The following is a 13,151-nucleotide window of genomic DNA, read 5'->3' as shown; positions in this document are numbered from 1 at the left end:
CGAACTGTCTATTTGACATAGAGGGTGGTGCCCATAAAGAGCGGCAGGTAACTTTCTGTGTCAAAAACGATATAGAAGAAAGGCCTGTCCAGGAAGACTGTTTTTGGGGGATCAATTGCCGCAGATTTTTCGTTTATTTCCACCGCGGTGGCAGCGCCAGCTTTTGTGCCCCTTTCATGGACTTCAATCTTTGCTTTATGCAGGACTCTGTTGATATAGAGATTTCCACCTGCAGAACCCAGTCCGGATAGATCCGCAAGATCTTCATCAAAAGCGTGTTCCATACCCATGCTCTTTAAAATCTCGGACATTTCCACAGAATACTCTGTGGTGAACTTTGGCATCATGGTCTGAACGGAGGTTTCTATGGGGTTCTCCAGAATCTCACGCAGTTTATCTGGTGTAAGGTCTGAAAGATAGGCTGAGAGATGAAGGTCCTCTGGTGGTAAGATTGCCGCAAAGGCGTAGTTTCCATCTGCATATTTCTTGATGAATCCTTTTGTATCTCCATCTTCCAGGTAGAGCTGCTCTTGTGAATACATCATATCGGCATTCTGGAGAGTTCCGTCATCCGCATGAAAAGATTCTTGACGCAACTGATTTTCTTTATAGATGGTTTCCCATTCTGCATCAAAGGAGAGCGCATTGATGAGGTACATGACAGTGTCACTGGAGATTTGATTAAGGATTTCTGGGATTTGACCGTCTGTACGCTCCCGAACCCAGCTGTTGATGTCCTTCACTGTGCTGTCATCAAAAGGAGAACGGTAGATTCCGGCATCATAGTAGTTTACTGTGGTCTGAAGAAATTCAGGGCGGATCTGAAATCGGTCTCCATCCCGAAACCATATGGAATTTGCCATATGGACCTTCAGCTTGTCCTTTTGTGGCAGTTTTGATGTATAGAGGTACAGCAGCTGATTGAGTGATTCCCGATCCATGCCAAAGACTTCCTCCATCTGAGAAATCGTATCGCCTTTCGCTCCATTTGCGGTCATGCCGAGGGAAGTCAGTACGGATAGAGGCGAAATCAGTGTGTTTTCATTTAGAAGATTCCTGGTGAAGAGATTAAAGGAGAAGTTCAGCGCTGGCATCGTAGATTCTTTTGTGAACGAACTGCTTTTCTCCACCGTTTCTTTTTTTAGATCATCGAGGAGGTTTCCGTCTTCAGCCGATACCGCTTTTCTGCAGCCAGCAAAGGATAATAAGAGACATATACTGAGTAGTAGTCCAAGTGATTGGGTCATCCTGTTTTTTTTCATAAGATATTCCTCCTGCTACTCTTTTTTATTCATCATACACCACTCATAAATGAATGGGTTACAGTAGAGTGAAAGTTTAGGTGTTTATTTGACTGTTCATTCATCAATGGGTGTCTTTTGAAAATGTAATAAAACCATAATAATTCTGTGAAATCCAGTACGCATCTTTGTTCTATAGTATATGTAGCGATGGAGACAAAAGGAGTGGAAATGATGTATGGAGATATGGAGGAAATAAGGGTCATGAGGTTTGTCAGGTCTTATCATATTCTAGGGATCTTTGTGATTGTGATGATCGCTGGATCGCTTCATTTTGCCTATGAATGGTCTGGCGAGAACTTTTTTGTCAGTCTCATTGCTCCAGTGAACGAGAGCATCTGGGAGCATCTGAAAATGGTCTACTGGCCAACGGTGCTCTGGTGGACAGCTGGCTATTTGGTGTACAAAGAAAGGAAGAAGCTTTCCTTCAGAAGATGGCATCAGGCTATGGCCATCAGTGTGATCTTTGGTGTTTTTATTATTGTGGTCTGGTATTATGTGTGGGCTGGCGCCTTTGAAATGGAAGCTTCTTGGGTGAACTTCTCCTCTATGGTCAGCATCCCTGTTGCACAGCTTCTGGCCATTCATGTCTATAGAGTTTCCAAGCCACGATGGATTTATGCAGCTACGGGAATATTCATTGTAATCTCGCTGTCTCTCATGATGGGATATTTCACGTATTATCCCCCAAACTTGCCCATCTTCATCTCGCCTTAAAAAGAGTTCTGATGCCTTCCATCAGAAGGAAAAAGAAGTGTATGACCGTACAAGTTCCTTCTCGATTTTCTTAATTCTATCTTAATATTTTGAGTATCAAAGTATACCTCTGTATAATGGGAATGAATCGAATTAAGGGAGGAAACAACTATTGGAACTTTTAAATCATCTAAAAATCGGGAATCTATTGCCTAAGTGGCCTATTATACAAGGTGGTATGGGGATAGGGATATCACTCTCTTCACTGGCGGGAGCAGTGGCGAAAGAAGGTGGCATCGGCATCATCTCGGGAGTCCAGATTGGCTACCAGGAAGAGGATTTTCTTAAGAACAATCTGGAAGCCAACAAAAGAGCATTAAGGGCAGAGATCAGAAAAGCAAGAGACATTGCACCTGAGGGAATCATCGGCGTGAATCTTCTGGCTGCCATGACTACTTATGATGAACTTATTAAAACTGCTGTGGAGGAAGGCATTGATCTCATTGTCACTGGAGCGGGTCTTCCACTGGAGCTTCCAGAAATGGTCAAAGGGACAAAAACAAAGATTGCCCCAATAGTGTCTTCTGGTAAAGCAGCAAAGCTGATTTCGAAGGTTTATGATAAGAAGTTCGCGATTCCTGCGGATCTTTTCATCGTGGAGGGTCCGATGGCAGGGGGACACTTAGGGTTCAAGAAGGAAGTCATGGAAAGTGGAAGCTATATGGATCTGAAGGACATCCTGAAAGAGGTCCTAGAAGAACTGAAGCCTTTTGAAGAAAAATACCAGGTGAAGATTCCTGTGGTTGTGGCCGGAGGTATTTATGACGGCAAAGATATTGCAGAGTACCTGAAACTCGGCGCATCAGGCGTACAGATGGGGACCCGGTTTGTAGCAACAGAGGAATGCGACGCGGATCTTGAGTTCAAAATGGCTTATGTGAATGCAAAAAAGGAAGACATCAGACTGGTGAACAGCCCAGTGGGCATGCCGGGAAGGGCCATCAGAAATACTTTTACCGATAAACTGGACGCAGGCAGGATACCTGTAAAAAGATGCTATAACTGCCTCATACCCTGTGATCCAAAGACTACTCCCTACTGCATTTCAGATGCACTGATGCACTCTGTTCATGGAGAAGAGGGATTAGTGTTTGCAGGTGCTAATGCCTACCGGGTGTCTGAAATTTTATCAGTGAGAGAGCTCATGAGGCAACTGGTCGTGGAAACCATAGATGAGATGAATAAATATGTTTAATAGTTACGTGATAGAATGAAATTCAAGTGACAATCAAGTATTGATATAAAGATTGAGTTTTGAATGTCTGAATTTCTAAACTATTTTAAAAATAATACAATAAAATTAAAATTATTAGACAATAAATGTTCATAGGTGTGTTAAAGAAGAATAGAACATTGACTTTTATAATAAATTAAAGTATAATTAAAATAATAAAAAGAACTCGTGGTTAAAAATTAAATCAACAGTTACATGCAGCTAAAGTCGCTTTTTACGAAAGGCGACTTTTTTTATCTTGAAAATCCTAAGGAGGTAGTCCGATTGATCAGACTTGATATAGACTATAGAGTTATCCTAGGTGCTTTGGTTCTGGTGGTTTTGGTTTTTCTTGGCGTATTGTACAGAATTAGAAGAGTAAGGAATATAAAGGTTAGAGATGCCTCCCTCAGCGTTGAGGAACTGGTGGAACATGCAAAAAGCATGTCATTGGAGCATTCCGTGGTACCACAAAGAAGCAAACGGAGCTGGCCTATTTCCCGAATGAATGACAATTTTAAATACATCCAACAGACTTATATGGAACTGAATGCGGAAGTGACTAAAAAAAACTCAGTACCTCCTGCTGCTGAGTGGCTGCTTGATAATTTTTATGTGCTGGAAGAACAGGTGAATGGACTTCGAAGAAACATGTCTAAGAAAAGCTATTTTGAGCTTCCGGTCTTAAGAAAAGGTCCATATCAAAATGTTACACGAATCTCAGTACTTATGATGGAGCTGGTCAGCCATACACAAGGCCGTATCGAGGAGGAGGTCCTGCTCCAGTATTTGGACGCATATCAGTCTCATAATGTGCTTTTGGAACGTGAGATTTATGCAATGCCAGCTATGTTAAAGTTAGCACTCCTGGAAAATATCAGGATGGTATGTGAGGATATCATAGAAACAAAAAAGCAGTGGAATCTTGCAGATGAAATGGTTGAGGAGTGGGCTTTATTGGACCATACGACCTCCGACGAAATCAGCGCGTTATTTGAGAAAGGGAACAAAGCCGTCAGCAGTATGATAGAGACACCTAATTCCTCTTTTGTGGAACATCTATTCTATAGACTGAGAAGATCTGGAAAAAGCTATTCTGATGTCCTGCGTTATATAGATGGGGTTCTAGGGAGGTTTGATACTTCAGCAGAACTCTTAGCCCAGAAGGAACACAATGCTCAGGCGATCAGTACGGTGGGGATTGGAAATTGCATTATAAGTCTCAAGTACCTTTCAGGGATGAACTGGACAGAGTTATTTGATGCTGCCAGCAATCTGGAAAAAATACTAGCACAGGATCCTGATGGCACATATAGTCTTATGGATATTCAATCACGTTTCTATTACAAGAATACGGTGGAACATATAGCTAAAATGTTTGGGGTTTCTGAGCTTTATATTGGAAAAGAAGCGCTGTACCTGGCCAGAAGAGCCTTCTCTTCTGAAAATCCTGCCAGTGCTGATTCCGAGAACATGAATCATACCTGGCATATTGGATATTATATCATTGGGGACGGGCTGTCTTTACTGGAAGAAAGGCAGGAAAGAGAAATTAAATACTTCACCAGAATCAGAAGAAGGTTTGTAGCGAACCAGGGTGCGATTTATATGCTCTCAATTGTCTTGTTCACGATTCTGTTGACACTGATGGCAGTCTCATACTCAAGGACCCATGCGGATTCCAGTTCTATTTTCTTTATGATTCTCACAGCTATTGCGGTGATTATTCCTGTTTCTGATATCGTCATATCTATAGCCAACTGGATTGTGAACAGAGTAAAAAAGCCTGCAGTATTCCCAAGACTTGAGCTTAAAGAAGGAGTTCCAGATAGTATGCGGACCATAGTCGTAATTCCAGCAATCATCCCCGACAGGAAGAGGGTGCGGGAGCTCATGGAGAATATGGAGAACCACTATCTTGGTAACAGAGAAAAGAACCTCTTTTTTGCTTTAATTGGTGCGTTCAAAGATTCTGATTACGAGACCATCGATAGCGATGAAAGCATCATAGAGGAAGCGTCATTAAGAATAATGGAGCTGAATGGCAAATACTCAAATGGAGAAAAAGATATTTTTTATTTCTACAATAGAGACAGGAAACTGAACGAAATAGATCAAACCTGGACAGGCTGGGAAAGAAAAAGAGGCGCGCTGATGGAGTTTAATGAACTCCTGCTGGGCTCTACAGACACAAGTTTTTCCTATAGTTCCAATAAATTTCTTCCAGACAATGATATCAGATACGTCATCACACTTGATGCGGATACGGTGCTTCCTTTAGGGATGGCAAAAAAAATGATTGGGACAATGGCACATCCACTGAACAGTCCAGTGATTGACAAAGAGAAAGGCATTGTTACCAAAGGATATGGCTTGATGCAGCCGAGAATTTCTTTTGATAGTGACAGCTCAAACAGATCCGTTTTTTCAAGGATCTATACAGGTCAAGAAGGTTTGGATCCATACGCCAGTGCCATATCTGATGTTTATCAGGATCTGTTTGGTGAAGGAATATTTACCGGAAAGGGCATCTATGATCTTAGAGTGTTCCAGACGGTATTAAAGGGGACTTTGCCTGAAAATGCAATACTGAGTCATGACCTTCTGGAAGGATCCTTTGTTAGAGCGGCCTTAGTCTCGGATCTTGAGCTGATAGACTCATATCCATCAAAATATAATTCTTTCATGGCAAGACTGCACAGATGGATCAGAGGAGACTGGCAGCTGGTACCATGGCTTTTCCGAAGTTTACATACAATGGATCATTCAACCATATCCAATCCTTTATCAGTAGTTTCGAAATGGAAGATCATAGATAATCTGAGAAGAAGCCTGATGGCTCCTTCGGTGATGCTTCTTTTCATCGTTGGATTCACTTTACTCCCAGGATCGGGTGTTTTTTGGTTCAGTCTTGGCATTCTGGCTTTGGGTACTCCACTAGGGCTTTCACTCATGGCTAGAATCTTCAGAGAGGGTCTCAGACCTGATACCATAAAAAGATATCTACCAGGATTTTTTGGCATAAAAGCATCCGTATTTCAGTTTTTACTCAGCATCATGTTACTCCCGTATCAAGCAGTGAAGGCATTAAATGCTATCACCGTAACACTTGCAAGAGTGTTTTTCACCAAGAAAAATCTGCTCGAATGGGTCACATCTTCAGATGCGGACAAAGCACAGCCGAATTCCCTGGAAAGCTATATAAGATCCATGGGGGCAAGTGCTGCTTCCGGATTGATCATAGTAATACTTACGTATTATTTCAAACCTGAAAATCTCTTATTAAGTTCATTATTAGCAGTAGTCTGGCTCAGTTCACCTGTTATTGCTTACCTCATCAGCAGGGATGAAAATAATAAATATACCAGACTGAACAATGAGGCTTTACTGGAACTGAGAAAAACTTCTAGAAAAACCTGGAGATATTTCGAGGAGTTTTCCAATGCAGGAAACCATGATCTGGCTCCGGATAATTTCCAGGAAGAACCCTATCGAGGCATTGCCCACAAAACATCTCCAACGAATATCGGATTGGGGCTGATGGCTTCACTTACGGCAAGAGACATGGGGTATATAGGCCTCTTGGAAGCAACAGAAAGGATTTCTAAAACCATTTCTACCATAGAAAAAATGGAGAAATGGAATGGACATTTATATAACTGGTACGATACGAGAACGCTAAAACCTATGAGACCCATGTATGTATCTACTGTTGACAGCGGGAATCTGGTTTGTTATCTGATCACATTAATTGAAGGGCTTCAGGATTACATGGAAAAGCCACTCCTTGATTCATCATATGCGCGTGGTATCACAGATACCGTCATAGCAGGAATGGAAGAGCATAGAGAACTTCCTCAGGCAGTACTGACCATAAGCTCTTTTGAAAAGCAGGAAGTCATTGAACCGACGGCTTGGTTCAGAGCGCTTAAGAGATTCACTGAGATTTCACATCAATCTGAATCATCCCGGAAGGAGTGGGCATTGAAGCTTCGGCATCAGGGAGACTCACTGCTGAAGGAAATGGAGCTGTTCATGCCTTGGGTCATGGCATCATCCCTATCGAATAGTCAAGATACCCATGTTGAAATGAATCCAGTTTTTGCAAAGCTAATGGTTCTCATTGGAACCAATACCCCTTTACATGACCTTCCTGAACTTGGAAAACGCATAGTGGATTGCTGTGATCAGTTGCTGGATGAACTTTATGAAAGTGATTTGGAATCAATGGAAGGAATTCTTGATTGGTTGAATGAAGTAAAGGAGGCGGCAATAAAATCCATTCAGTTTACCACGGAATTCATAGAACGCTATGAAAAGTTGATTTCAAGAATATCAGAGCTGTCCGAAGGCACGATATTCAAGTCCCTATACAGCGAGCGAAGGCATTTGTTCTATATTGGATACAATGTGGAAGAAATGAGGTTGACGAACTCCTATTACGATCTTCTTGCTTCTGAAGCAAGACAGACGAGCTACTTAGCCATAGCAAGAGGTGAGGTGCCACCTAATCATTGGTTTATGCTTGGGAGATCCCTTACGGTGGTCGACCGGTTCAAAGGCCTTGTCTCATGGAGTGGCACGATGTTTGAGTATCTGATGCCACTGCTTATCATGCGTAGCTATAAGAATACTCTGCTGGATGAAACCTATTCTTTTGCGGTAAAAAGCCAGATAAAGTACGGGAAACAGAGACAAGTACCTTGGGGAAGTTCAGAATCTGCATTTGGCGTCATTGACATCAATCTGGATTATCAGTATAAAGCCATCGGTGTACCATGGCTTGGGTTAAAAAGAGGTTTGGCTGAAGATAATGTCATTGCACCTTATGCTACAGTCCTTGCACTCTTGGTTTTCCCTGAAGAGGCATATAAGAATTTAACTCATTTAAAGGCAGAAGGGATGGAAGGAAGCTACGGATATTATGAAGCTTTGGATTATACCCTTGACCATCTTGAACCGGGATCCCATAAAAAAATCATCAGGAGTTATATGGCCCATCACCAAGGGATGAGTCTCATGGCATTGAATAATTATCTCAACGATGACATTATGCAGAAGAGGTTTGGCGAAAATCCTTTTGTGAAGTCAGCCAGACTGCTTCTGCAGGAAAAGGTGCCTCAAAACTTTATTTTTACAAAAGGAAGCAAAGAGAAAATCCCAGTATCAAAGGTGAAAATATACAACGAGGAGATTTCATACAGGGAGTTCAGCTCGCCTGATTTTGATTTGCCGAAGGTCCATATCCTTTCTAATGGAAACTATTTTGTTGGACTTACGGATCAGGGCACTGGATACAGCAGGACAAAGGACGTTGATATTTCAAGGTGGAGAGAAGATCCGATCACAGAAAACTATGGCGCTTTCTTCTATTTAAAAAATATTGAAACAGACCAAATCTGGTCTTCAGCCTATGCGCCACTAAACAAAACACCTGAGAAATATGAAGTGATTTTCACTGCGGATAAGGCTTCTTATAAAAGAACTGACGGAGAGATTGAAACGTTGACGGAGATTGTTGTGGGATCTGGAGATAACGCTGAGGTCAGAAGGCTGAAACTAAAGAATAATGGAGGGTCTCCATGTATCATTCAGCTCACCAGCTACATTGAACTTGTAGGTGCATCACACGGTAGTGATGTTGCACACCCGGCCTTCAGCAACCTTTTCATCAGAACAGAATATGATCATGAGCATAAGGTGCTTCTGGCAAACAGAAGAAGAAGGAGCGAACAGGACAGAAAGCTTTGGATTGCCAGTATACCAGTAATAGAAGGAGAAACTGTCAGTGAGATCGAGTACGAAACAGATAGGCTGAAGTTTATAGGAAGAAATCATCACACAGGAAACCCAGAAGTCATAGAAAGAGGAAAGCCTCTTTCCAATACGGTGGGATCTGTTCTGGATCCGATCTTCAGCTTGAGGACCAGTATTCGCATTAAACCGGGAGAGATGGCCAGAATTTTCTTTGTTACTGTTACTGCAGAGAGCAGGGAAGCTTTGATGGAACTGGTAGTAAAATACGGTAACGCTGAAGCTTGTGATGCTTCCTTCAGATTCGCACTTACAAGAAGTCAGGTGGAAGCGAAGTATCTTAACATAAAAGCCCATGATATGGAGCTTTATCAGGATATGATCTCAGACATTCTCTTTATCAGTCCTAGGCGAAGAATTTATGAAGAGAAGATCAAGAGCAGTCATTTGGGACAGCCGACATTTTGGCGATATGGTATCTCCGGAGATAGGCCTATGGTATTGCTTACAATGGACAAAACCGATGATGTGGAGCTTCTCCATGAGCTCTTGAAGGCTCACGAGTATTGGAGAGTAAAGGATCTTAAAGTGGATCTGGTCATTTTATGCAAAGAAGAATACAGTTATATCAATCCTCTTTACGCGCTGATTACAGAAGCTGTCTACAGTACACAGACTCAGGATTTTATGAATCTGCATCGGGATGTTTTTATATTGAAATCCAGTGATATGACATCGGAGGAGATTGATTTCTTCTATGCCAACGCCAGGATGATCTTTGAAGGAAGTCGAGGGAAGATGAGAAAGCAGTACAGTTCTTTTATCAGGAAGGCATTAGGAGAGAAAAGTACAAGTACAACTGAACTTGGTAACCGTACTGAGGTGAGAAATGCAAGAAAGTCTCAAAATGATATACCCATGTTGGTTCCGAATTTTGAAACGGAAGACCATGAGGAGCTTCTATTTTACAATGGACTTGGAGGCTTTGGAGAAAATGGGAAAAGCTATGTGATTAGGCTTGAACATGGAAAGAGGACTCCTTTGCCGTGGGTCAATGTGATTGCAAACCCAAACTTTGGATTTATCGTGTCGGAGTCTGGTGGAGGATACACGTGGAGTGATAACAGCAGAGAATTTAAAATTTCAAAGTGGTCTAACGACGCAGTCGGTGATGAGCCATCAGAGATCTTTTATATAGGGGATGAGTCTGGAAACCTATGGTCTGGGGCATCACTCCCCATAAGGGAAGAAGAGCCGTATACCATAGAACATGGGTTTGGATATTCAAAGTTTCTGCACAAAAGCCATGGATTAGATCAAGAGCTTGTACAATTTGTCCCTGTGAATGATCCTGTAAAAATCAGCATGTTTCGTTTTCAAAATGAAAATCTGACACCTAAAATCATTACCGTGACTTTTTACATGAAGCCTTTACTAGGTGTAAGCACAGAGGAAACAGAGATGCATCTGGTCAGCTCTCAGACATCGAGTGGTTCCCTTCTAATTGAAAACCCTTATAACAGAGAGTTCGCAGGTAAAGTTTGCTTTATTGACACTTCTCATGAGGATAGGACCGTTACTGGAGACAGAAAGGAGTTCTTTGGAAGAGGAGGCATATTATCACCAGATGCTTTGGTGAGCCCTGGACTCAGCGGAGAAACAGGTGCAGGCTTTAACCCTTGTGGTGCTATGCAGATAGAAATAAGGTTGGAACCTAAGGAAACGAAGGAATTTGTTTTTGTTATGGGTATCGGCAACAATCGGGAACAAGCTGATGAACTTGCTGTCAAATACAAGAATTTACTGAATGCAAAGGAGGCTTTGGACCAGGTGAAGAGCTTCTGGCATGAAAAGCTCGGTACTATTGAAGTATCGACACCAGATAGCGCCATGAACATTATGCTGAACGGATGGCTTCAGTATCAGGTGATCTCTTGCAGGTTATATGCTCGTTCTGGATTTTATCAAGCCGGCGGTGCATATGGTTTCAGAGATCAGCTTCAAGACACACTGGCTTTGGCGGCAACTTGGCCAGCTATAGCAAAGGAGCAGATTATTAAACATGCAGGACATCAGTTTGAAGAGGGGGACGTACTGCATTGGTGGCATGAACCTTCTGGTAAAGGGACCAGAACACGGATATCAGATGATTTTCTATGGCTTCCCTATGTAACTGCAGAATATATCAGTATTACGGGAGACTTTGGGATATTGGATAGTATGGCACCCTATCTGGAGGAAGATCCTTTAGAGGATCATGAGAATGAACGATATTGCCAGCCGCGAATATCCACAGATAAATATTCTTTGTATGATCATTGTCTAAGAGCACTGAAAAATGCCATGAGGTTCGGAGTGCATAAGTTGCCCCTCATGCGAGGTGGTGATTGGAACGATGGCATGAATAACATAGGAATAGATGGGAAAGGAGAAAGTGTATGGCTCGGATGGTTCCTTTTTGATACGCTTCAGAAATTTATACCAATCGCAAGAAAAATGGGGGATGCTCTAATTGCAGACGAATTCACGGACATTTCAGCGGACTTGAAGGATGCTATAGAAAGCAGCGCCTGGGACGGCAGCTGGTACCTCAGAGCGTTCTTTGATGATGGCACGCCGTTAGGTTCTGCGATCAACACTGAATGTAAGATAGATTCACTGGCTCAAACATGGTCCGTGCTTTCTGGAGCTGGCGATAGGGATAGATCAGTAAAAGCAATGCAATCTCTTGAAAATTATCTCGTCATGGAAAACGAAGGGGTTGTGAAGCTATTGACACCTCCTTTTGACAGTGGAAACAGCAATCCAGGCTATATTAAAGGATATCTTCCTGGGATAAGGGAGAATGGTGGTCAATACACCCATGCAGCTGCATGGACAGTGGCGGCGTTCGCTAGGTTAGGAGAAGGCGAGAAAGCGTGGAATCTGTTAAAGCTTCTCAATCCAATCCATCATACCCGAACTGAGGAAGGACTGATGACATATAAGACGGAGCCGTATGTGATGGCTGCAGATGTATACAGTGAGTATCCTCATGTGGGACGAGGCGGATGGACCTGGTATACAGGATCTGCAGGGTGGATGTATAAAGCTGGTCTGGAGAATATACTTGGTATTTACAGACAAGGTGACAAACTGATTTTCAGTCCCAGCATACCCGGAAAGTGGCTTGAGTATTGTGTACGTTATAGGTATCTCCAAACGATATATGAGATTAAATTCAAAAATCCAAACGGTTTACAGACTGGAGTCTGTGAAATCTATCTGGATGGCAACCTAGAAGCTGAGAACTCTATTGCGCTAATGGATGATGGATTTACTCATGATGTGGAAGTGCTCATGAATGGTGCATTACAAACATAATAATGGATGGCTATAGAACGTAAAGGGCGCTGTATAATCATTGCTTGTGCAATGGAGTATACAGCGCCCCTGTTTATTATGGTTGTAATATTCCTTAAATGATGAAAATAAAATGGTACCCTCAGCGGGAATCGAACCCACAACTAGCCCTTAGGAGGGGCTTGTTATATCCATTTAACTATGAAGGCTTGAACAATAGTTATTGTAATATATTCGGGGTTTGAAGTCAATGAAGGGAGACAAGGAGATTGTGGGCGCCTATGGCCGTAGCATCACAACCTCATAGCCTTATCTCCCTACTATGATCCAAAAACCTTTAATTATGGGGCTCTTGAAAAGTTTTCTAGAGTTTCTCTACTTTCAGGTCGGTAGCGTTTAGTATATCTGCTGGAATCTCTCCAAGCACTTCAATAATCTGAAATACAATGTCACTGCCATGAAGTTCATACTGAAGGAGTTTACCCTTTACCTTGTTTCGGAAAACAGAATAGGCTGCAAGATCATCGCCTTCTGAAATTCTATAAATCTGCTTTTCTTTCGGCCGTTCTTTTATGCTCTCGGAGGAATCTTTTGCTAAAATTCGTTTCTCCAGTAGAAAACTTAGGTTTTTCTCGAGAAGAAGACTAATGAGGCTATGGGCTTGTCCTTTTTTCAGAACATCCAGGTTTACTAGTAGCTTGTATTGAGGATAGCGGCTCATCAATGAGAGAATCTTCTTTTTCTGAAGATCCGATGCAGGTTCATTATGCCATTCTCTCATGAAA

5 protein-coding genes and 1 tRNA gene are annotated in these 13,151 nt (G+C 42.2%); 3 read left to right on the top strand and 3 right to left on the bottom strand.

Translation table 11 applies throughout. The features are described 5' to 3' along the window. Window positions 1-8 precede the first annotated feature (8 nt). Entirely contained in the window at window positions 9-1,262 is a 1,254-nt protein-coding gene (locus tag T487_RS0109490) for a serpin family protein (protein ID WP_031576745.1), read from the bottom strand. Between the two features lie 210 nt (window positions 1,263-1,472). On the opposite strand from T487_RS0109490, the gene T487_RS0109485 reads away from it, so the two are divergent. The 3 genes from T487_RS0109485 (at window position 1,473) to T487_RS0109475 (ending at window position 12,387) form a co-directional block, all read left to right on the top strand. Further along, window positions 1,473-2,018 (top strand): DUF6512 family protein, encoded by a 546-nt coding sequence (locus tag T487_RS0109485; protein WP_242848050.1) that lies wholly within the window; start codon window positions 1,473-1,475, stop codon window positions 2,016-2,018. A 151-nt stretch (window positions 2,019-2,169) separates the two neighbouring features. Continuing rightward, entirely contained in the window at window positions 2,170-3,252 is a 1,083-nt protein-coding gene (locus T487_RS0109480; protein WP_031576743.1) for an NAD(P)H-dependent flavin oxidoreductase, read from the top strand. 303 nt (window positions 3,253-3,555) lie between these two features. Next, entirely contained in the window at window positions 3,556-12,387 is an 8,832-nt protein-coding gene (locus T487_RS0109475; RefSeq protein ID WP_242848048.1) for a glycoside hydrolase family 94 protein, read from the top strand. Window positions 12,388-12,500: 113 nt separating this feature from the next. Here the strand turns inward: T487_RS0109475 and T487_RS0109470 are convergent. Both T487_RS0109470 and T487_RS0109465 read right to left on the bottom strand, forming a co-directional pair. Continuing rightward, window positions 12,501-12,575 (bottom strand) — tRNA-Arg (locus T487_RS0109470). 155 nt (window positions 12,576-12,730) lie between these two features. After that, window positions 12,731-13,147, bottom strand: coding sequence for a hypothetical protein (locus tag T487_RS0109465; RefSeq protein WP_031576741.1), 417 nt, complete (start codon window positions 13,145-13,147; stop codon window positions 12,731-12,733). Window positions 13,148-13,151 lie beyond the last annotated feature (4 nt).

Origin of the sequence: Proteiniclasticum ruminis DSM 24773, from assembly GCF_000701905.1 — a bacterium.
Classification (GTDB): domain Bacteria; phylum Bacillota; class Clostridia; order Clostridiales; family Clostridiaceae; genus Proteiniclasticum; species Proteiniclasticum ruminis.
This window is presented reverse-complemented; position numbering and strand designations above follow the sequence as displayed.

What these genes read in the sequence shown, in the direction of transcription:
- T487_RS0109490 (WP_031576745.1), bottom strand. Translation starts at nt 1,262, where the DNA reads ATGAAAAAAAACAGGATGACCCAATCACTTGGACTACTACTCAGTATA.
- T487_RS0109485 (WP_242848050.1), top strand. Translation starts at nt 1,473, where the DNA reads ATGATGTATGGAGATATGGAGGAAATAAGGGTCATGAGGTTTGTCAGG.
- T487_RS0109465 (WP_031576741.1), bottom strand. Translation starts at nt 13,147, where the DNA reads ATGAGAGAATGGCATAATGAACCTGCATCGGATCTTCAGAAAAAGAAG.